The sequence below is a fragment of the Janthinobacterium sp. C22 genome (genome assembly GCF_057919405.1).
Genome location: NZ_CP193659.1, coordinates 4,479,099 through 4,498,768 on the forward strand (window position 1 = coordinate 4,479,099; position 19,670 = coordinate 4,498,768).

Sequence of the window (19,670 nt, forward strand, 5' to 3'; positions counted from 1 at the left end):
GCCGGGCGACTGTGATCCCTAGACTGAGCCGGAAGGACCTTAGCACCTCGGTTGGAAAGAACACTTCGATATGTCCTTCCGCGAAGTCGCATTGCGCGACTCAGCGACCGGAGAACTGCACCGAGCTGACATCCTGGTCGGAAGCGGCACCCCGCGCACAACTGTGCTTGAGCTGCAGCATTCTTCGATCAGCGAGGATGAGCGAATCGCACGAGAAGCCTTTTATCGACGCGAGCATCGAATGTTTTGGTTGGTACACATACACAGCGAAAGCTCCTTTTTGCGAACTCATTTCAGCATGTAGCTCGACCTCAGCTCGCGCGTCATCAATCTCGACGGCAAGGAATTCGCCGTCATGCACTGGATGGGACCGAACAAGCAATTTATCGAGAAGTGGAAGCGTGCTGCAGCCCACGTCTTCTTCAATGCTGGCCCTTATATCTTCTACCTCGCTGGCCTTGCTGTGACCGCTCGCTTGGGAGGTCCATTCCGGTTTGAACATGCAGGCGTGGGCTTTGGCCTCGTCAAGAAGACTTCAACGGCACAGCTTTGGTCGCTCTCCCTTTTCCGAATCCCCGGTCCCCTGCCATGAACGCTTCCAGCATGTGCTGGATCAGCATCATCGCATTGAATCGCCACTCGTAGCTTAGACTCTCCTGATCCATAGTTTTGAAAAATGGAGAACCTATGGATCCGTTAGGGCGCTGGGTGTCCACCCCGGCACCTGGTGTGCGATCTCGTAGCAGCCTGATCCAACGACGAGATCGGGTCTGGGTCTATCTCCCCCTGCCCTGCAGAGACTCATGCCGCGCTCTAGCACAAGCTGCTTGAGCTTCGGTGGATTCCGCCATGAACTCTTCCGTGGCTAAACCTCGTGCAACGTTAATCCCTGCATTAGCGGGGGCGCGGCGCGATCGATTCGAGTTCTGTTTCGCATCATTTCCGCTCTGCAACGATGCATTTAAGTTAAAGTGTTGCGTTGATCGATTGAGTCCGCAGCCAAGAGCGGACCTTCAGTTATGGATGTGAAAGGGAAAGATAGATGGCAGTGCAAACGAAAACTCCTCAAGAGAAAAAGTGCCTCAGCTACGAGAAAGACCGCCGCAACACGTATGGTGAAAACAGCAAGGCCTCACGCAAAGGCATCCCGCTAGCTAAAGCACGAGCGAACCGTTCAGAGCGGCATGCGCAGAATCACGTTCTCGCGACAGCAGTTGGTGTTGAGAACAGCGACGCCATGGCTGCTGTTGAAAATCTTGTCCGGAGTACGGAACCTCGAGACTGGCGTAAGTTCCCGGACACTTCCCTGGGTGAAGTCTTGGACCGGAAAGCTAACAAGTAACAGTCGTCCGCTTCGGGGCGGGACCTGGCAACGACGGCAACCGGCCAATTTCAGACGTTCAGTATCGCCAAGGGATTCTATGCTGCAAAAGTATTTCGATGAGCTAAAGCGCGCCGACTGGACATCCAGTTCGCTCTTTGACGCGGAGACGGTGGTAGAGCAGAGCAAACTCTTTGCGTTTCACCCGACAGTACGAGAACTCCACGGCTACGTATTGGATGACGAAAACACAAGCAACCATCATTTTTTAATTACGGTCGAGCCATTGGCTGGAAGTGTTTTTTTCTTTCGCACGACGGCGATTCGCGAATGGTGTTTGAAAGCGTGACTGATTTCTTAGACTCCGTGCGTAAGGCTCAAGCCGAAGGGCTGTCTGTATCTGAGCTACATCCGCGTTTGAGCCCTGTCGCTAGGGACCAGGCGGCACTAGCGAATTTCATTCTCACGCTCCACCGTCAGGAATGCAATGACCTAATCGTCAGCCTTCTGCCTTCGCTGGACCTTAAAGATCTGCCGTTGCTTCAATTACTCGCCAATGACGCCGACTTCTTTCTGGGTGAGGCAGTTGCCATGGAAATCGAGAAGCGACCGTCAAGGGCGCTTCTGCCGATCGCCATCACATGTGCTGACCATGTTCATCCTCAAGTTTCAGTTGCTGGATCGCGCGCTTTGCGACGAATTAAGCAGCTTCTTTGAACGTCCGTAAAGGGGCAGAAGCGGACGGTACCGTTGAATCGCCGCCAGTAGCTTAGACTTTCCTGATCCATGGTTCTTGAAGGATGAAAAACCGATGAATCGTGTTGAGGCTTAGGTGTCCTGCGAAGCACCGGGTGCGCGACCTCGTAGCTGCCTGATCCAACGGCGAGATCGGGTCTGGCCTATCTATCTCCCCTGCCCAGCAAAAACTCCTACCGCGCTCTAGCAAAAGCAGGCCTTCCCTAGCCGCAACCGCCGGCGAAGGATGGTTTATCCGATCGGGACAGCAGAGCGCCTGCTTATACGCGCGATAGCGGCACAGTTGGCTACGATAAACTAGCCCGTCATCTGCATCGTGCGCCCTGCCAGATCGGGCATTTTGCGCGCTGGCGGTGGAGTTGCGATCACGGCTGACTGTAGTGGTCAACCCATCCCGGACACTACATTGAGTTTTTCTTCGGCGACGACGGGAGCCAATCCGTGATTGAACTGATGTGGCCATATCCAGTTATACCGGTGCATCAGGTAGATGTTTAGTTTCGCGCGATCATATTCGTCGTCGCAGCATGCCCCTGTTCCGTACCAGAGCCGTGTTCGGCGGTTTTCCACCGAGATCGTCCCACCGGTTGCAGCACATCGCATAAACTTCGGTCCATGAGCTCACGCATTCATCCCCAAGCCTGCCCCCCCCCGAACATCCGCTAGGAAATCAAGGACTCCGACCTGTCCGACCGCTAGGCCGCCAAGGATGCCGACAAGGCATATGCTTAGCGTGCCCATCGGGCCTGGTTGCGTAGCAGTGGCATAGCTACACGCCTAGCCTGCTATGGCATCGAGTCGCGCAATCGTCTTGTCGACCGCCAGCCAGGGTAGAAACGTCTCAGGTAAGTAACAGCCACCAGACACAGCCTGTGCGCTGCACGTAAAAGCACGCATTGACGAGATAGCGGCGGCTGTAATGCACGGGCGCGCCTCGCTGTCCCGGTGTACGCTCGAACAAATCGGCAACCAGCTCCCTTTCGGCATCTGTCCGGTTCGTGCTGTACGGACAGATGGACTCGCGCCGGCGGACTGCCGTATAGCCATACCGCTTGGCGCCCTCGGCTCGCACCGCGACAGTACGGCATACTGGCTTGAGCCGTACGACGCCTAACGCGCGTAGGGCTCGACGAATCGTTGCTGCGCACACGCGCAGACCGCAGCGGTGATGCAGTTCGTCGGCGATTTCCTGCAAGCTGGCCTGAGCGCGTTCCATCACGATATCGTGCAAAACTGCGATATGCTCCGGCTTCAACGTTGGCGGTCTGCCGCCGGCGCTGCTTGACGGTTCAGTGCCGTCGAGTGGATGTGTCGTTGCCATGGCATGTTCCTCCCACATCGAGATAGCATGCCACAACTTCGTTGTTGATTTTGTCTACACCCTCTTAGTCTCGCCAGGACGCTTGCACCGCTACGGAACTATCCCCCGTCAATCATCGCCTAACGCCACTCTTGGAGCGTTTCATGCGACTAGCTGCGTGCGTACCGCACTGACGACTACCCTGCCAAGCGACACCAAGTACCCGGTGCTGCGCGCGAACGTCGCGCCCTGACTGGGTTTAACAGCCTGCCCGGGATTTGGCGCACAGCCACTGCCGGACGGGCTTGCGGTCGAGGCGGGTAAAGTTTTGTATGCCGTCCACGCAGGCATCGCCAGAGCCGCCATCGCGTTCGAACACTGCGCTGGCGATGGCGACAAGTTCAAAGGGAGAGGCATTGCGTCCGTCGAGATTACCGAGAAAGACAGGCCCGCCCGAGTCGCCAAAGCAGATCCGTCCCTCCGGCTTGGGCGCGGCTTCCGAATGGGCAGTCAGCATGATACCGCTGCCATCAGTTTGCACAAGGTCCTTGCGCACGCCTATCTCGAGCAACATTTCGCCGATGGCTGCCTTGGCATTCGACCGGCCATATCCAGCCAGCGTAAGAGGTGGCGAGATGGGCGCGCTTGCCGGGATGGTCAGCGCATGCTGCGACGGCACCTCGCCTGTGCCAAGGGCAAGCAGGGCGACGTCGTTGCCGATGGCGATCTGGTGCCACATTGCCAGTTCCGACTTGGGAAAGGCGATGCCCTGCGTTTCACCGAACCAGGCCATTGCTGGCGCCACGGGACGATGCAGCATATTCCGACTCTCCCTGCCGTCATCGCGAACAAGCGTCTCCGTACCGCCCTGGAAGGGAAAGAACACGCCCAAATCGGCGAATGGGATACGCGCCTTCTTGTCCGCGCCCAGGAAGCAGTGGGTTGCCGTGAGGAACCAGTCTTTCGCGATCAAGGTGCCGGAACAGATGATCTTGTAAGGCTTGCTTGAAATATTGGCCAGCACGCCCACGCCGGCGAACGCCCTACGCGCCACCGTCTCCGTACTGCGGCCAGTATCCGGATAGAACTTGACGAGGCCTGTCGCGATGGGAGCCAGGCCCGGGCCATCGTCGGAAGTCTTGGGATTCATGATCTGGTAGATTTCATTGTTGCGGATATTGGCCTTGTCGAGCAGTGATAAAAGCAGCTCGATCGCCTTCATGTCGAGCGTGTCCTGTACGGCTTTCATCCGCAACTGCGATTTATCGACACCAGCAATGTCCTGGAGGATATCGTCAGGAATGCTGCTGCTGGCAAGGGCATGCAGTTCCAGGCGGGCGCGCAAGCGCTGTTCGAGCAACACCTTGCGTTCTAGTAGCAACCGGGCGCCGGCCGCTGGACGCTGCGTACCGAGCAGGGTGTCGGCATCGACATTGAATTTGTCGAGCACGCGCTTGTCCCCAACTTGCCCAATGGCCCTGCGCAACTGCTCATTTACGTTGTCCGCGGCCAAGCGCACCTCCAACCGCTTTGCCAGGCTGGCCTTGACGGCCTTCTGGGCGTCGGCGGGCATGGATTCTAGCTGCGGTGTTTGTGCGCCGGCACCGGCCGACAACACGCACGCTGCGAGAAAGGCGAACCTCCTCATGGCGCGTCAGCCTTGAGCTTTTCCAGCTCGCGACGCTGCTTCTCGAGTTCGATCTTCTTCTTGATCAAAGTGGTTTCCAGCTCGGCTGTATCGATTTGCTGCTGCAGCGGGTCTTTGCCGCCGGCCTTGGCCAGGTCGAGCGCGCGCTTCTTGTCGAGAACTTGAATCTGGGCATCGTACATGGCGATTTCCTCTGTCCGGTCCTTCTTGACCTTGTCGTCGGCCGCCTTTTCCTTGTCCAGCCTTGCCTTCTCGCGCAGGCCGACAATGTCCAGGTAGGTTTTTGACAGATTCTGGGTCGCGTTCATGCCCCGCTCGGCCGCCGCGGCCTGGGCGGCTAACTCCAGCGTGGCCAGCGCACCGTCGTCGGCGAAGGTCACTTTTAGGCTGTTCTTGTCAAACGGGCCGTTCGTCAGCGACAGGGCGGCTATAGTGCCAAACTGGGGAACGGAGATCCAGCGCTCGCCCGTGAAGTCATTGTGCATGCCATCGCCCTTGGATATGCCTAGCTGTGCCAGCACGGGCAAGCGGTATAGGATGCCGCCTGCCGGCGGCACCTTGTCCTGCGTCTTGGTGCGCATGCTGCCTGCCGCCGGATTGATGCAGACCTCGGCCGTGAAGGGCTGGTCGTTCTCGCCCATCAGCTTTTGCAGATTGGCCATTTCGTCGCGCTCGGCCTGAACGGCGGCACTGTCGGCAAACTGGCTGAAATAGCTCGCATAACCTAGCCTCGGGCTGGCGCACCTGGCCTCGAACGTGGGAACAAAGTTCACCTGTACCTGCGCCGTCAGAATCTTGAGCGTCTTGGCGATTTTTTCCTGTAGCGCCGGCGTGGCTAGTTCCTTGTCTTTCGCCGCCTCGGTCAGTTTGGCCAGCGCTGCCGTCTTGGTGTCGAAGTCGGTCTTCAATACGGCGGTGGCCGGCGCTGCCGCTAGCTTGGCCTTGGCCGCTTCCAGGTCTGTCTTGGCCTCGTCGAGGCTTTGGAACAAGGCCTGCAATTCCTTATCGTTGCGTTTGGCTGCCGGCAGGCCTGCGCGCGCCTCAGCGAGGCTGGTGAAGGTGCGCATAATGACCGCAGGACAGTCCTCGTCCTTGTCCTTGCTTTCCGAGGACACACCTACGCCCGGCACGCCGATCGACGCCTTCGCCAGGTTCAGCGCGATACCGCCAATCGCGCCCATGACTTCGGCGCTGCGGTCGTCCGCCGTCGTATTGATTGACTTAAACATGCCCGATGGGTGCATCTCGATATTGGCCGACGTGATTTTCAGCTTTGAATTGAGCTTGGTGTAGTCGAAGACATGCTGCTGTTCCCCGTCCGGCACGAACTTGTACTTGACCGCAGCTTCGGTGATGTCGTACGCGAACACGATTTTCTTTTTTATCAGCTTGCAGGAGGAGGGCACAAACGAGAGTGAGGCCTCGACCGCGGTGGCCGGCAAAGAATAGAGCACTCCGCTCGCAATCTTGTCATCGCCACTATCGACCTTGCTGGACTGGATGGTAGTGGTGCAGGAGGCGAGAGGAAAGGCAAGCAGGACAAGCAGCGCGCGCATGGGAGCTCCGTCAAATAGGTTGGTTTACCAAGTTGCCAACTTGACAGTCTATCGCTTGAAATTCCTTAGATACTCACCCATTATCACTGTTGTAAAAAAGCTCAGCTTGACCCGACTATTTGGCGGACAGCTCCCATCCATTCAGAGAAGCAAGAGTGCATCCGGGTCTGGTATGGAATCGCGTAGCTGATTTGCTGCTTCTGCCAATTCTTCCTCTAAGGAGATAATGCGCAGTTTGAGTGCGCCGTCATGACAATCTGACCGGTCATTGCGCTTCGTCTCCAGGCGGATTGACTGTTGGAGCGGCAATTGTGAAGCCGTGATGTTCGAGAACAGCCCTGCATACGGCGAGGAAGGCTGGCACATCCAAGTCGTGTTTGGCATCGTTGACGCGCCAGCCACAGATTTTGAAGTCAGCCGGGCCGAGGCCGTCGCCGACGTGGTCGACCGTTGGCAGCAGGGCGAAGTCGTGTTTGTAGGTCCGGCCGCCCTCTGCAGAGTCGGCGTTATCGTAGGTGCCTAATAAAGTCCAGTCGAGCGGCTCGCCGCTATAGGCGTCACACCCACTGCTTGCCCCCACTGCCGCGTGAATAGCGATCCGGTAAGCTTCGCCGATCGCGGTGGCATTGCCACGCTTGCGGTCGCGCTTTACATGGGCCTGCGCCTTGTGTACCAGCCAGCGCTGGTAGGCCGTTGGTTCGACGACGCCGACAAGGAAGGTGGGAAGCGCGTATTTTCTTGGCACGATATCTCCATCATGTTTCTTAAGGACATGATACTCGACTGCCCCGCATAAATATAATGCTGGTTCGGCAACAGGGTCCTAAGGACTGCGCGACCTTGGCCCAGTCCGACTATGCACCAGACCGGATCTGCCATGCATCAAAAAAATCCATTTTCGGAATCAAGGCTTACCTAAGGACTCGATGGCACCTCGTCTGTCGGCGTGGGTAGCCGCAGAGCCATTGGGCAGCACACATTTCGGACCAGATTTAGGACATCAGACCAACTTAAAACCACTCCAAGCCGCTGCCACGATGCCGACAACCGCGATAGCGACCCCAGCAGGGCGATTCCTTAGCCACGCACTGGCAATCCACCTGACGGGATGGCGCTCGGCAAAACGCAGTTCGCCGTAAAGCTCCTTGAAATCCCGAACTTGTATACGCGCTGTGACTGCCATTTCCTCTGCGTCCGAGAGCGCCGCGCGCAGATAGCGAGGTAGATCATGCTCGGTGATTGTTTGAGCCCAGGTCGTCACTTCCTTGAGGTTGCCTGCAAGGATGGAACGCGATACGCCAGCTGACTTGTCCTTGTCCGTAAAGTCAAATTCCAATCCAAACCTTTCATAGAATCGATTTCGTCGGATCCTGTTTTGCGGATCGCCAGCATCACCGGCCAATAGAGTCACTTCCCGCACGGGGGTATCAGGCCATTGTTTCGCCCATGCTACAATTTCATTCATCAAATAGGTCCCCAGCCGCCCTCCCCTCAACCGTGGCGGGTCTACTCTGACATATCCGCCCGTGCTCAGGCTCGAGGAGGTGATCGAAATACCGTCGAAACCCTTGTCGTAAAAGCCCAAGAATTCGCCATCCGGGATATCGGAAGCAGTTCCGGCGCTTAGATCCCAATAGAAAACGCTGATCTTGCCGCGATGGATTTCATTGGTGCGTGGATCCCGCTCCAGCTCCTCCTTCCTTTCGATAAGTATCCAGTCGACGCGCCCAGCATCTGTGGAGTCAGCGACGCGCTTGATCTCAAGCATGCGGACATCAGGCTTCCTGCGAGTTTGTCCATGGCCCTGGGGCCGAAATGATGAAGTGATCAAGGTTATTCCAAATAGGTTGTTTCCATCAACGACCGACCGCTAAAAATCGATCCTCGCGGTCGTGAGATTCAGTTTCAGTTGAAAGTTGACGCGGCCAGCCGCCACAAAGCTTCATCGCAAGCGGCTGCCTGTATCGGCTTTACCTCTTCAACTTGCTCTTTTCCGCCTCGACGTCCGCCCGCTCCGCACTTCGAGTCCAATCCTCTGAGATTGCTATCAGCATCGCTGATGTTCGGCGGTACTTCAGCGTCGCGTCCGCCCATGCTTTGTAACGCGTCGCAAGTTGGTACTCCTGCTCTCCGCCCTCGTTGATGCCCTTACTATATGCGCCACGCTTATTAAAGCACTCGATCATAAGTCCACTTTCGATCTGCACAGACGCCTCCGCTTCGATCACTTTGCATACTGCTGAAGGAGGCCAGAAGTGTTCGTCGACGTCTTGAGGAGCATAAGCCAGAACGAAACCAATCCGGTTATCCCCAATATCAACGAGATCCTTGGCTGCAGCCAGAACTCTTACAGTCTTCACCCAATCGGATAGCATATTCGCGTCGATCTTCCCGTCAAGCAAACCGGGCACAATCTTGAATTCCGAAAGCAAGTCGTACGATGTATTTGCCCGCGCCTTCGCCTCCTCAGTGAGAATTTGATCGGCGGGCGCGCTTTTGCCCCTGAAAACATGGGACAGCACATCGACGAACATCTCAGGGTCTGATGCCAACAAATCGTAGATGACCAATGGTTCTCGCTCTTGACGCAACAGTGGCAAGTAGGCGTATTCCGCATTGGCGATCTGCCTCTTTTCGACATCAGTGCGCGTTCGCAGTTCCTTCAATGCCAGCCCGATGTAATAGGGAAGCATGTTCCCCATGCGCTCGAATCCCTCGGCCGCCTGGCCAACACCCGAGGCAAGCATGTCCATCAGCAAGCCCGACGGTACGTCTTTACTTCTCCTCTGCATCCAGCCCAGTACTTCAATGTCCCGACCAACGCTTCGGTATTGGTCGATCGCAAACAGAAGATCGTCCACGGATCCTTCGATGGGCAACATGCTCAGGTGATGCCAATATTGTTCCCGCACCTCGCCGCCGAGGACTTCAACATAGGCCCAAGTCTCCCGAGTGCTTGGCCAACCTAGTAGGAGTTTGGCCTTTGCCGTGTTATCCGGGACTTGCGACAGAACACGATCCTGGAAGCGGTTCATCCATTGGTCGCCGAATCTGTTGAAACCATGTGTCGAGACGTAATATGAAAGGCTCGGTGGTGCGTTAGGGTCCAGAGCGCCCTCCATCAACTCGAACATTTGCTCGAGTGAACACGGAATCTGACCCAAGGTTTGGCCGAGAAGTTCCGGCAAATTAACCATCTTCGCGAGCTTCAGAATGCCAGGCACGCCGTCTCGCCCAAGCACGCGCTGGAGGACGTCCTTGCGCAAGTTTTGTGAGTCGTCGAGCGCTTCTGCACCCGGAATGTATTTGCCAACATGCGGCGTCCAGTCATCAAAAGCATGGCGGTCAGACACAAGAGGATCGGTAGGACGATGACGTTCGACCAGATCTTTCATAGCGGCAAGCTCCTCGCCTCTCAACGCCCAGTCAGAACCACCGAAGTATTCATTGCGCGTCGCCTCATCTTTGAGGGCATGCCAAATCGCATTGCCTTCGGCAACACTGTGTGCAACGAGATAGCTGTCGATGTGGGCGAGCACCTTCGCCCGATTTAACGGCTGTAATTTGCCGATCTTGTTGACAAAGGTTCCTAGACGGTCCTCGTCGTCGCCAGCTGCGGCAAGCGCTCGCTCGACGACCGCGGTTTCAAAGTCCCACACCAATCCGTAAGTAATCTCTTCGAGCTTTTCCGGCGCAAGGTCGCGTAGCTTTGGATGCTGGGTAGGAGTGGTCGAGTCCATACTTGAGGGTAGAAGCTTTTTAGCAGTTGCCACCCGACCTCGGGACATTCCGCCAAGACTGCATCAAGGCATGCGATGCGCTGAGGCTGCAATGCATATGTGTTGGGCGCCCACCCCAATAAAATGTCGCGCAGGCTGTTGATGGGTCGGTTGACGTGATTCGATTCCGGTTCCGGATCCAGTTGTCCAAGCTTGGCCAAGACCACTGCGGCACGGTTTAGATATCGGGGGTCCCAGGCTATAGTCTCCAACGCCCAAAGAAAACGTACATGTGGACTAGACGGGCCGAAAAAGTGCTTTTCCTCTGACTCAAAGATCTGTGCCAACTGCTCCGGGGCGCCCGCGAGCATAGACTCGAGGGCCTGCAAAAAGGGTTTGGGGCGGCCTCCGCGATCAACGCGGTCTGGTCGCCAAGGCGTACTATCGAATGGTGCAGTCTCCCCCATTCGGGCAACGCATTAATCACATCGTCGACGTACCTCTGCGGCGACTTACCCTTGACGTACAGGTCTGCCACCTCATGCATTGACGCGATGATCAGCAGTGTCAACGCAAGACCATCGCGTAACCATTGACTGTAGTCTGACGACGCAAGTCTAGCCTGATTGAATTTTTGCTCTCGAGACGGCTGTTCGGGCTGTGTGCCGAAGACCTTGATAATGGCATCGCGTAGCCGCGACAGGTCGTCATCGGTAAGCTGCCGGCCGTAGAAATAGAAGGCGTCCACCGGAGCGCGTACCTGCCACACCTCAGCCTCTCTGTCGACAGGGCGATCTGGCATGCCGAGCGTGGGCATTAGGATCCCCTCAAGCATGCCATAGGTGGCATAGCCGCCAAGCTCTTTGAGCACATCGCAGTCGGCGGGGACGTCGCTAGACCAACCACCGGCGAGAAGCGCTGGTTTAAGTGCAGTCGCATGCCCCACCCATACGGGATCGGCAACGGGCGCATTTTTGATGAGGCGTTTCAGGATAGTCAGGCTGCGTCCACAGCGATGCGCCAGCTCGTAGCCCTGCCCATGATCAAGCCCCATATCGATGAAGCCGGGCACCATGCCTGAAGCCGTCGGCCGTTTTAGCACGGGGCCGCGTCTGGCCTGTGCGCCCGTTGCAGCGGACAAGGTGGGGCAATTCTTGGAGAGCATTCCTGCTAGTGATTCGGCAGTGCCCGTAGCGATGAAGACCATATTGGATTTCATCGCTAAGAAGCGGGCGGCGGCATCGGTGCGAACGATCAACGTCCTGGACTCCAGCGATTCACGCACGCTAGGCTCCGCACGGCGGATCGCCGCAACCGCGAAAGCTATAACCTCCTCGGACGTCTCGGCGCCAAGCATGAAGGATTCGGGTTGCCCGAGAAGTTTGGCAATCAGCGCGTCGGCCTCCTGCTGTCTATCAGCGATGACAAGTTTCTCACTGAGCTGCGGCTTATACTGTGTACTGAATTCCTCCCAATACTCGTCGGTGCTCAAGGCATCGTGTTTCGGAGCTAACTTAAGGACATCACGAGCGTAACGAGCAGCAATGGCCGGATGATCGTCGAGCCAGTGGACCAACGACGAACCGTCAAGGTATCGGACATCCTTCCACTTCCCTTCGTTACGGCGCTCATCCTCCCATTCGGGGATCTTTTTAGCGGGCGTGTCCCAACATTCCAGATTGACTAGGACGAGCGTATTCTCGGCCATCTCGGCATCCGAGGTTTGGCCGGTCCGCTTGTTATAGTCGTTGTCGGCCTTCTTAGCACCTGGACCAGTACCAAATTCCCATTTGGATTTACCCTCTGGAACGAAGCCCTTCGCCACTTGGGTCTCTAGGTCTCCATCCCAGCCGCGCACCTGACTGGCCTCGCCATTTGGAAAGCGAAATCGCGATGCGTCGTTGATTGTCGCGCGGATCAGGTCTGACACCATGGCGGGAACCTTCTCGCGAGCGTTCAGGAGGCTAGCCCAGTTATCCAAGGCCCTTGTGTCGATCCATTGCATGCCGCTCTCTCTTTCCTTATGGCGCGTAGCGCCTTCGATACTAATTGAATAACGGGAGTTGAGAACTCTGAACTCACCTTGATGCGTCAGCCACTTATTTGATCGCGCAATCGTACACCGTCGAGGTTCTCTGCAACAGAGTCTTCTATGACTTGAATCGCAATCATTAGCTTAGGCCCTCTTGACTCATAGATTTAAAACGATGAAAAACCGATGAATCGTGTTTGGAGCCTGGGTGTCCTACCAGACTCCTGGCGCGCGATCTCCTAGCTGCCTGATCCAGCGACGAGATCGGGGCTGGCCTGTCTATCTCCCTGTCCTGCAGAGACTCATTCTTCGCTCAAACAATAGCTGGCCATCCCTCGCAGGAACGCACGACGAGGGATGGCATATCTCATCGAGTTAGCTGCAGAGCTCCTGCTTCTGAGCACCATAGCGGCAACAGTCGGCCAGCTGTAGCAGGCTGTGAAATTAGTCGCGGCATCGCGGATAGGAATCGCCATCGCTTGGGCCTGGTGGCATAAGTGTGTCGCGCTGGGCGACAATGACTGACAGTACAGCGTTGACAATGTATTTTTGTTCGAATATGGACCGATATATGTAGGCTACCGGCAAAGCATAATCTATTGCTGTGCTTGAGACGCCTTCTTTGAAATGCAGACTGGGAAATTTTCCTGCTTCGTTTAAGACGCGAGGTATGACAATGCAATAATCGTTCTTCAGTTTGAGGAGTTTACGTAAATCGGACATACTGATGAGCGGAGTAAGGATTTCTTCGGTCGGATCAATTTGATATTCCAACTTCCGGTTTTTTGGCACTGTGGAACTGTGCTTTATTGCGACGAATCGGGGAACTCTTGAGGGGCCTACGTGCATTTGGTCGGAAAATCCATATTCAACCTTAAGTGCGGGGAGTTTGCTTACATTGCTGAACGTGATGGTTAGAAATAGCTCAGGGTCTGATGTCCACTGTACGAAATTTGCAGATGCGACAATCAATTTCGTCGGATGTTCGGCGATCAGGAGTGCGTTCTGGTGCCGCTGTAAGGTGTTCAGTTTAGAAACGTCAGCCAGATTATAGACCGTATATTGCGTTTGCAAAATGTTTGTAGACCTATTGTCATTCTTAATTGTTACATCCCGGGCCTGGCCAAAAGCCATTCGGTTATTTCCGGAAACTGTAGTCGTATTAGCGCAAGAAGCGAGTCCACACCAGAATGCGATGGCCAGCGCAGCTATATTGTGACGAATCATTCACTTTCCTTTGGGCCATTACTTATCGTTACATCCCTGGCCTGCCCAATAGCCGTGCCGTTGTCCCCCGATATAAAATTTGTTGTAGTCGGCTTTCCAAAGTTAACAAAGATATAAGTAATCCCAAGAATAACCAAAGCTACGACAACGAGCACGGCAGTGCGTATCCCGGTGGCCCGAATTGAACGCCTGGTGACTTCAAGCGTATCCAAGCCACTGCCAGCGGGCTTGTTCTTTTTCATTTTTTAGCTCCCATCATATCCACACTTTCTATTGTTATAGTGATCGTCGTCTCCTCAACTTTGACGACGCTGCATGAATATACAGAATTCTTGAGTGATGAGTACGGTTTGACATAGATGATCCTTGGTTCTTGAAAGATGAAAAAACGGTGGATCTTGTTAGGAGCCTGGGTGTCCTGCTAGGCACCTGGTACGCGATCTCGTAGCTGCCTGACCCAACGACGAGATCGGGTCTGGCCTGTCTATCCCACCTACCCTGCAGAGGCTCATGCCGCACTCAAACAAGAGCAGATCTTCCCTCGCCATAATGGATGGCGAAGGATGGCATATCCGATCGAGGCAGCGGCAAAGTGCCCTCTTCTGAGCGCGCTAAGGGCAAAGTTGGCTACGACAGCCTGGCCCATAATCTGCTTGAAGTGGTCGATGAAGTCGAGGATTTTGCACGCTGGTAGTGGAGTGCTCATCACGTGACTCCCAGATTGCTCAATTGCGAGAACAGTATTTTGAGCATCTGAAGAGCGTCTGGCAAACTCGTAGCGATTCAAATATCGTGTGAACTGCGATCCACGCGAGGGCGAAAAATCATCTGAAAAACTATAACCCTTTTTAGATTACAGTTTGCCCATCAGATCAATGACAGCTTCGCGTACCCAGCGTTGTCCGCTGTGGTCATGGTTGCGCTCATGCCACAGCATGCTTACGGCGAAGCCCTGCACAGGGAAAGGACATCCGACCACCTTGAGCACTTCGCCGCAATTACGCACCAGTCGTTCCGGTACCAGGGCGACAAAGTCAGAGTGCGCGACGATTTCAGGTACGAGCAGGAACGACGCCGCTGAAAGCACAACATTACGCTTATAGCCTAGCGCTGCGAGTCCGTCGTCCACAGGCGTCGTGAAGTCGCCCCCACGCAGCGAGACGATAACGTGGTCCAGTCGTGCGAACTGTTCAACAGAAAGTCCTCGTCGCAGTCCGGGATGCCTATGTCTGCCGATGAGCACATAGTGCTCGTCAAACAGATGCCGGCTGCGTAAACTGACCGGAGCATGCTCGGGTGTCATCAGCGCCAGGTCCACTTCGCCGCTAGCCATCTGCACTTCCAACTGTAACGGATCAAGATGGCGCAAAGCAAATCGCACACCGGGCCCACGCTTTCGCAGCGCAACTACCAATGGCTGGATCACCGTCTTCTGCAGGTAGTCTGTACAAGCGATGGTAACGGTAAGTCGGGCCTTTATCGGATCGAAGTGGCGGTGTCCAGTCAATGTGGCGCGCACCTGATCTAACGCGTGGCGAAGCGGATCAAGCAGTTCGAGAGCCTTGGCAGTTGGCAGCATGCCACGTTGCACTGGTATCAGTAAAGGGTCATCGAACAGTTCGCGCAGGCGGCTCAATTGTGCGCTAACTGCTGGCTGGCTAAGGTACAGGCGCTCAGCCGCGCGGGTCACGTTTTGTTCAACCAAAAGGGTTTCCAGTGTGACCAGGAGATTGAGGTCCAAACGCTTTTTGCTATCCATGAAATGGATAGTAGCAGAAAATTTTTTGATTTCACAGATACCTTGAGGCAATGCAAACTGTCTCCACTCTCAATACTCTGTGAAAGCCACGCCATGCAGTCAACGAATAGAAAAATTCTTATCGTCCATGCTCATCCCGAACAGACATCCGTAACGTGTCAACTTGCCGAGATATCTGCCGAGGTACTGAAGGCTCAAGGCCACAAGGTAATGCAATCGGACCTATACGCCATGGGATGGAAGGCAGTGTTTGACGGCCAGGACTTTCCCAAACGAGTTAACCAGAAGCGCCTGTCTTTCATTGACGAATCTGGATACGCCTTTTCCAACGGTTGCCAGACTCCCGACGTCGAAGAAGAGCAGCGAAAGATCCTGGCGGCGGATGCGGTGATTCTGCTGTTCCCACTATGGTGGTTCAGCATGCCCGCAATCATGAAGGGGTGGATAGATCGCGTGTGGGCCTTTGGTTTGGCCTACGGCTACAAAGGGGCTGGCAATGCCTATCGTTACGGTGAGGGTGGCTTTGCCGGAAAGCGCGCACTGCTGGCGGTGTCAGTTGGTGGGCCGGCGGACGACTATTCTTCCCGTGGCATCAATGGGCCATTGGAGCAGCTGCTCTTTCCAATCACGCACGGCACTTTGTTCTTTCCCGGCATGCAGGTGCTACCCACATTCGCGGTATATGGGACTGCTCGAATCGATGGCAACGGCATTGCTGAAGCAACTATGGCCTGGCGCATCCGAGTGAAGCGACTGTTCGAGGACGTACCGATTGCTTTCCGTCAACAGAGCAGTGGCGACTATCCAGACCACCACGTGTTGGCTGACCACATCGCACCAACTCAGACTGGTTTGGCGGCTCACATCGCCGAGTCCTCGCGACCCGCCGCGTCCGAGGAATTCAGCGCCCCTGTCCCAACCGCCTTTGAAGGACTAAAGTAAAGACGAGTGCCATCCTCACGCATAGTACGGACGCCTCTGGCGACGCACTGGACAACCTTCCCGCGCCAAATGCCAATGACTGCTGACACAAATGGTGTTCAGCAATCAAGCAACGGTCCGGCGACCGGTTAAACTAAGCCACCTGCCGTGTGGTTTGCCGGCACAGGGGTAGTTGCCTGATTCAACGACGAGATTGGGTCTAGCCTGTCTATCTCCCCTGCCCTGCAGAGACTCCCACCGCGCACTAGCACAAGCAGGCCTTCCCTAGCCGCAACTGCCGGCGAAGTATGGTTTATCCGATCAAGGCAGCAGCAGTGCGCCTGCTTTTGCGCGCGATAGCGGCACAGTTGGCTACGATAAGCTAGCCCGTCACCCACTCGCTCTCTTGCTCGAGCGCATCAACAAGATGCGCTTTGTGCCGTCGGACATCCTGGACACCTTCAGCGATGCCCAGCTGGCCAGGGGCTACGACATCGTCACGGTAAGGCAGCGGCCGGAAACGGCCAAGGGGGATCTTCCTCACCCTGGAAGATGAATTTGGCACCATCAACATCATTGTCTGGCCCACGCTGGTGGAAAAGCAGCGGGCCGAACTGATGAATGCCTCACTCTTGGGGGTGTACGGCATCTCGCAATCGAAGAGTGGCGTGCGCAGCCTGATTGCCAAGCGGCTGGTCGATTGCTCACATCTGCTTGGACAGCTGGATACGAAGAGCCGGAATTTTCACTAACGAGTGCACCTTCGCAATTAATTATGGCAACAAAGTGCCTACAGCAATCGTGGCGATTCAAACCCCTCCAAAACATCAAAGATGCTTTGACCTGAAAGTTGCTATGAAGTTTTAAAACTATCACTAACACGCGCACGCTAAGCATATTAAAATGATGATCAGTGAGCCGAACTCTCCGACTTCAATTTAGGAATTTTACGAAATGTTTCCACACAATGGCTCAATTAATCATCACTACATTCCGCAGTTTTACCTAAAGGGCTTTTGTCGTGATGACGGTACGTTCGACGTTTACGACAAGAGAATTGGAAAATTCAAGAAGTCGCCACAGACCCCAGCGATTGTTTTCTTTGAACCTAAGCGAAACAATATCAAGTATCGTGGACAAACAACGGACATTATCGAACAACAATTTTCACGCATAGAGGCTTCCCTATCAGAGTTATTTAAGTTGATTCGGAACGGGGCGTCAATGAAAACTCTGCTAAATCCAGATGGCGTTCGCTTACTGAAGTTTCACATGGCTCTCCAGTTTTGGCGGCTGCCTCGGCTAGATCAATTTGCGAATGAATTCCTGAAATCGCGCACGATCGAGCAGGTCGCGCACATGTGTACGATTACTGTTCCACCATTATCTCCCAGTGAGATGTACAAGCTTCTACAAAGTGACGAGGGGTACCGAAAATTTGCAAAGGCATTTTTGCTTCCAATGACTACATTTGATTTAAATCGACCGATTCCAGACCATATGGAGTGGAAAATCCTTGAGGCAGCGCCTGAAAGTGGATGGTCAAATCATCTTTGCACGGATGCTCCTTTTATTTTTCTCAGCCAAATGACATCCTGACATTTTCAGCCCCATTTATCTTCCCGTTAACGAACTCGAAACTGCTTATCGGAGGGTATCGCTCGCGAGATTTCAGTTCCCTTGAGCCCATCATTTCGACGAAAATTTCGATACTCGCCTTCTTGCAGGCTAATCGATACATAGTTGGGTCGAATAAGGCATATTTGACCGAAGTAATCGGTTTAGCCGCGAACTATAAAGACTTGCCCGGGATTCTGCGCCTTCAAGGGGAAGTCCTAAGCGTGCTCGCAGAATGAACTTGAGATTCTCGTCATGCTGTTCGCCAACACCTTGGTCGGTCACATTGCAACAAAGCGTCTAGCCTTGTCCCCCTTAATCACCGACGGCGAAGAACTGCATATCTAAATGGGTCAGCAGCAGAGCGCCTGTTTCTGTGTGCTATGACGGCATAGTTGGCTACGATAAACTAGCCCGTCATCTGCTTCGTGCGCTCGGCCAGATCGGGGGCTTTGCGCGCTGGAGGTGGACTTGCGATCACGGCCGGCGGACGGTATTACGCTAAAACAGAAGCTTGCCACGGCCGCTTAACCTCTACCTTTAGCGCGCTCTAAGACTGGGGGATTACCGGTAGAGCCGCCCCCTGGCTTAATCGGGATTCCAATATATTGACTGGACGCCTGCCGATCTCAGTACAATGCCTCGATGAATGCGAACGATCCCTTCGACCGCGACAACTTGACCCCTGCAGAAACCCTTCTTGCCGGGCAGAAGATTGCCCGCGACTATTTTCAGGGCGAGCTGTATCAACGCGATGGCGTTTCCCGCCTCGAGGGAATCACTATCGATCAACTCGACGGCGCCAGGTTGGACCTCGACGAATCTGAGACCGGCAGGCTGTTCATGATCCCGGATGGCTCCATTGTATGGGCGCTCGAAGTAAGGGAGCACGGCGAGGCGCCTGCCGGCTTGGAGGTCGTGTCGAACAACCTCTTCATGGCCGAAGACGAGAAAACCAGTGTCATCGCCTACAGGGATGACGAGGGTGCATCCCTGCGCGTCGACGCGCTCTATATCCGCCGACTGATACTCGCCGTCGACGCGCCTGAACGCATGGCCACGGTTGCATTCGGCCTGATGGCTATCTCGGCTTACCGGCTAGGCTTTGGCCACATTTCGCTTTTCGCAGCTGGAAACGGACCGATCGATCCAGACGACCCGGACGGTTTCGTTGGATTCGCTGTGTGGCCGAAATTCGGGTTTGACGCGCCACTCGAACCTGCCGAACTAAACATGGCACCATCCGAGCCCCTGCGTGCTTGCCGGACTGTCCAGGAGGTTATTGCTGTGGACCAAGACTGGTGGAATGTACACGGCCGGGGCCGGGATATGCGCTTTGACTTGAGCGCCAACAGTCGAAGTTGGACGATTCTGCTAAACTACCTGTATCAATCACTCCCCCTGCCGGAGATTGAACCATGACCGCTTTGAAGAAAACGCCTCCCACCCAAAACAGTGCCTACAAATTGGCAGCGGCTGCTCGCCGCGCCAAGGTCGCTTCCATGCGTACTCCGATCATCGGTGAAGTCAAGCCATCCCAGGGCCGGATCCGGGTCACGCTGGGTGGCAAAGCCATCAGCCGGGCCGCCCGTTCGGGCGTGTTCGGACCGTCTTCGATCGAAATTCCAGAATTTTCCAGCGTCCGGAAGCCCAAGCCAGCATGATGAAGTGGCCAGTGGTCGCTTTTTTCGCGCGCGACACCCCTCCGGCAGTGCACAACCGTCATGCTCCAAGACGGCTAAGAATCCAAGGAAGCCAAATAGCGACGCTCGCTGCCGCGCAGACAACTCCTCCAAGGAGGAGCATCGTCTTCC

The 19,670-nt window shown here is 55.2% G+C and carries 20 protein-coding genes and 1 pseudogene; 10 read left to right on the forward strand and 11 right to left on the reverse strand.

The annotated features are described in order from the left end of the window. Window positions 1–70 precede the first annotated feature (70 nt). On the forward strand, window positions 71–304 hold the full coding sequence (locus ACRHIG_RS20930; RefSeq protein WP_489627769.1) for a competence protein CoiA family protein: 234 nt from the start codon (window positions 71–73) through the stop codon (window positions 302–304). Between the two features lie 220 nt (window positions 305–524). Here the strand turns inward: ACRHIG_RS20930 and ACRHIG_RS20935 are convergent. Further along, a pseudogene (locus tag ACRHIG_RS20935) lies at window positions 525–626 on the reverse strand (DUF2274 domain-containing protein); the annotation flags it as partial. 416 nt (window positions 627–1,042) lie between these two features. Here ACRHIG_RS20935 and ACRHIG_RS20940 point away from each other — a divergent pair. The 3 genes from ACRHIG_RS20940 to ACRHIG_RS20950 all read left to right on the forward strand — a co-directional run bounded on the left by ACRHIG_RS20940 (window position 1,043) and on the right by ACRHIG_RS20950 (window position 2,038). After that, entirely contained in the window at window positions 1,043–1,342 is a 300-nt protein-coding gene (locus ACRHIG_RS20940) for a hypothetical protein (RefSeq protein ID WP_139335855.1), read from the forward strand. Window positions 1,343–1,421: 79 nt separating this feature from the next. After that, window positions 1,422–1,670 carry a hypothetical protein gene (locus tag ACRHIG_RS20945; protein WP_489627770.1) on the forward strand — a complete coding sequence of 83 codons (249 nt, stop codon included), beginning with the start codon at window positions 1,422–1,424 and terminating at the stop codon, window positions 1,668–1,670. Further along, window positions 1,652–2,038 carry a hypothetical protein gene (locus tag ACRHIG_RS20950; protein ID WP_489627771.1) on the forward strand — a complete coding sequence of 129 codons (387 nt, stop codon included), beginning with the start codon at window positions 1,652–1,654 and terminating at the stop codon, window positions 2,036–2,038. The genes ACRHIG_RS20945 and ACRHIG_RS20950 overlap by 19 nt, the downstream gene beginning before the upstream one ends. 880 nt (window positions 2,039–2,918) lie before the next feature. On the opposite strand, the gene ACRHIG_RS20955 is transcribed toward ACRHIG_RS20950, so the two are convergent. The 10 genes from ACRHIG_RS20955 to ACRHIG_RS21000 form a co-directional block, all read right to left on the reverse strand. Then, on the reverse strand, window positions 2,919–3,398 hold the full coding sequence (locus ACRHIG_RS20955; RefSeq protein WP_489627772.1) for a hypothetical protein: 480 nt from the start codon (window positions 3,396–3,398) through the stop codon (window positions 2,919–2,921). 238 nt (window positions 3,399–3,636) lie between these two features. Continuing rightward, window positions 3,637–4,950 (reverse strand): trypsin-like serine protease, encoded by a 1,314-nt coding sequence (locus ACRHIG_RS20960; protein WP_489627773.1) that lies wholly within the window; start codon window positions 4,948–4,950, stop codon window positions 3,637–3,639. 71 nt (window positions 4,951–5,021) lie between these two features. Then, window positions 5,022–6,581: a hypothetical protein gene (locus tag ACRHIG_RS20965; RefSeq protein WP_489627774.1), complete on the reverse strand. Its 1,560-nt coding sequence runs from the start codon at window positions 6,579–6,581 to the stop codon at window positions 5,022–5,024. Window positions 6,582–6,846: 265 nt separating this feature from the next. After that, on the reverse strand, window positions 6,847–7,326 hold the full coding sequence (locus ACRHIG_RS20970; protein WP_489627775.1) for a hypothetical protein: 480 nt from the start codon (window positions 7,324–7,326) through the stop codon (window positions 6,847–6,849). Between the two features lie 255 nt (window positions 7,327–7,581). Further along, window positions 7,582–8,349, reverse strand: a complete 768-nt coding sequence (locus ACRHIG_RS20975; protein WP_489627776.1) for a hypothetical protein — start codon at window positions 8,347–8,349, stop codon at window positions 7,582–7,584. Window positions 8,350–8,551: 202 nt separating this feature from the next. Next, the gene (locus tag ACRHIG_RS20980) at window positions 8,552–10,321 is read right to left on the reverse strand and encodes a hypothetical protein (protein WP_489627777.1); all 1,770 of its coding nucleotides are present in this window, start codon (window positions 10,319–10,321) and stop codon (window positions 8,552–8,554) included. 238 nt (window positions 10,322–10,559) lie between these two features. Continuing rightward, window positions 10,560–12,305: a hypothetical protein gene (locus ACRHIG_RS20985; RefSeq protein ID WP_489627778.1), complete on the reverse strand. Its 1,746-nt coding sequence runs from the start codon at window positions 12,303–12,305 to the stop codon at window positions 10,560–10,562. A gap of 471 nt (window positions 12,306–12,776) precedes the next feature. Beyond that, on the reverse strand, window positions 12,777–13,559 hold the full coding sequence (locus tag ACRHIG_RS20990) for a hypothetical protein (protein ID WP_139144080.1): 783 nt from the start codon (window positions 13,557–13,559) through the stop codon (window positions 12,777–12,779). Then, a complete protein-coding gene (locus ACRHIG_RS20995) occupies window positions 13,556–13,801 on the reverse strand; it encodes a hypothetical protein (RefSeq protein ID WP_139335834.1) in 246 nt (81 codons plus the stop codon). Before ACRHIG_RS20995 ends, ACRHIG_RS20990 begins: the two co-directional genes overlap by 4 nt. A 611-nt stretch (window positions 13,802–14,412) precedes the next feature. Beyond that, window positions 14,413–15,369 (reverse strand): LysR family transcriptional regulator, encoded by a 957-nt coding sequence (locus ACRHIG_RS21000; protein WP_489627779.1) that lies wholly within the window; start codon window positions 15,367–15,369, stop codon window positions 14,413–14,415. 42 nt (window positions 15,370–15,411) lie between these two features. Between ACRHIG_RS21000 and ACRHIG_RS21005 the strand changes: the two genes are divergently transcribed. From ACRHIG_RS21005 to ACRHIG_RS21030, 6 genes are all read left to right on the forward strand, one after another. Continuing rightward, the gene (locus ACRHIG_RS21005; protein WP_489627780.1) at window positions 15,412–16,260 is read left to right on the forward strand and encodes an NAD(P)H-dependent oxidoreductase; all 849 of its coding nucleotides are present in this window, start codon (window positions 15,412–15,414) and stop codon (window positions 16,258–16,260) included. Between the two features lie 385 nt (window positions 16,261–16,645). After that, window positions 16,646–16,795 carry a hypothetical protein gene (locus tag ACRHIG_RS21010; protein ID WP_489627781.1) on the forward strand — a complete coding sequence of 50 codons (150 nt, stop codon included), beginning with the start codon at window positions 16,646–16,648 and terminating at the stop codon, window positions 16,793–16,795. A gap of 19 nt (window positions 16,796–16,814) precedes the next feature. Then, on the forward strand, window positions 16,815–16,991 hold the full coding sequence (locus ACRHIG_RS21015; protein ID WP_489630852.1) for a hypothetical protein: 177 nt from the start codon (window positions 16,815–16,817) through the stop codon (window positions 16,989–16,991). A gap of 202 nt (window positions 16,992–17,193) precedes the next feature. Then, window positions 17,194–17,838: a DUF4238 domain-containing protein gene (locus ACRHIG_RS21020; RefSeq protein WP_489627782.1), complete on the forward strand. Its 645-nt coding sequence runs from the start codon at window positions 17,194–17,196 to the stop codon at window positions 17,836–17,838. Window positions 17,839–18,501: 663 nt separating this feature from the next. Continuing rightward, window positions 18,502–19,278: a hypothetical protein gene (locus ACRHIG_RS21025; protein WP_489627783.1), complete on the forward strand. Its 777-nt coding sequence runs from the start codon at window positions 18,502–18,504 to the stop codon at window positions 19,276–19,278. Continuing rightward, window positions 19,275–19,520, forward strand: coding sequence for a hypothetical protein (locus ACRHIG_RS21030; protein ID WP_070258283.1), 246 nt, complete (start codon window positions 19,275–19,277; stop codon window positions 19,518–19,520). Before ACRHIG_RS21025 ends, ACRHIG_RS21030 begins: the two co-directional genes overlap by 4 nt. The last annotated feature ends 150 nt before the right edge of the window (window positions 19,521–19,670 follow it).

Excerpts from the sequence above, each read along its gene's own strand:
- ACRHIG_RS20940 (WP_139335855.1), top strand. The coding sequence starts at position 1,043 with ATGGCAGTGCAAACGAAAACTCCTCAAGAGAAAAAGTGCCTCAGCTAC.
- ACRHIG_RS20975 (WP_489627776.1), bottom strand. The coding sequence starts at position 8,349 with ATGCTTGAGATCAAGCGCGTCGCTGACTCCACAGATGCTGGGCGCGTC.
- ACRHIG_RS20990 (WP_139144080.1), bottom strand. The coding sequence starts at position 13,559 with ATGATTCGTCACAATATAGCTGCGCTGGCCATCGCATTCTGGTGTGGA.
- ACRHIG_RS20965 (WP_489627774.1), bottom strand. The coding sequence starts at position 6,581 with ATGCGCGCGCTGCTTGTCCTGCTTGCCTTTCCTCTCGCCTCCTGCACC.
- ACRHIG_RS21020 (WP_489627782.1), top strand. The coding sequence starts at position 17,194 with ATGTTTCCACACAATGGCTCAATTAATCATCACTACATTCCGCAGTTT.
- ACRHIG_RS20955 (WP_489627772.1), bottom strand. The coding sequence starts at position 3,398 with ATGGCAACGACACATCCACTCGACGGCACTGAACCGTCAAGCAGCGCC.
- ACRHIG_RS20930 (WP_489627769.1), top strand. The coding sequence starts at position 71 with ATGTCCTTCCGCGAAGTCGCATTGCGCGACTCAGCGACCGGAGAACTG.
- ACRHIG_RS21005 (WP_489627780.1), top strand. The coding sequence starts at position 15,412 with ATGCAGTCAACGAATAGAAAAATTCTTATCGTCCATGCTCATCCCGAA.
- ACRHIG_RS20960 (WP_489627773.1), bottom strand. The coding sequence starts at position 4,950 with ATGCCCGCCGACGCCCAGAAGGCCGTCAAGGCCAGCCTGGCAAAGCGG.
- ACRHIG_RS20985 (WP_489627778.1), bottom strand. The coding sequence starts at position 12,305 with ATGCAATGGATCGACACAAGGGCCTTGGATAACTGGGCTAGCCTCCTG.
- ACRHIG_RS21030 (WP_070258283.1), top strand. The coding sequence starts at position 19,275 with ATGACCGCTTTGAAGAAAACGCCTCCCACCCAAAACAGTGCCTACAAA.
- ACRHIG_RS21025 (WP_489627783.1), top strand. The coding sequence starts at position 18,502 with ATGAATGCGAACGATCCCTTCGACCGCGACAACTTGACCCCTGCAGAA.
- ACRHIG_RS20980 (WP_489627777.1), bottom strand. The coding sequence starts at position 10,321 with ATGGACTCGACCACTCCTACCCAGCATCCAAAGCTACGCGACCTTGCG.
- ACRHIG_RS20950 (WP_489627771.1), top strand. The coding sequence starts at position 1,652 with ATGGTGTTTGAAAGCGTGACTGATTTCTTAGACTCCGTGCGTAAGGCT.
- ACRHIG_RS20995 (WP_139335834.1), bottom strand. The coding sequence starts at position 13,801 with ATGAAAAAGAACAAGCCCGCTGGCAGTGGCTTGGATACGCTTGAAGTC.
- ACRHIG_RS20945 (WP_489627770.1), top strand. The coding sequence starts at position 1,422 with ATGCTGCAAAAGTATTTCGATGAGCTAAAGCGCGCCGACTGGACATCC.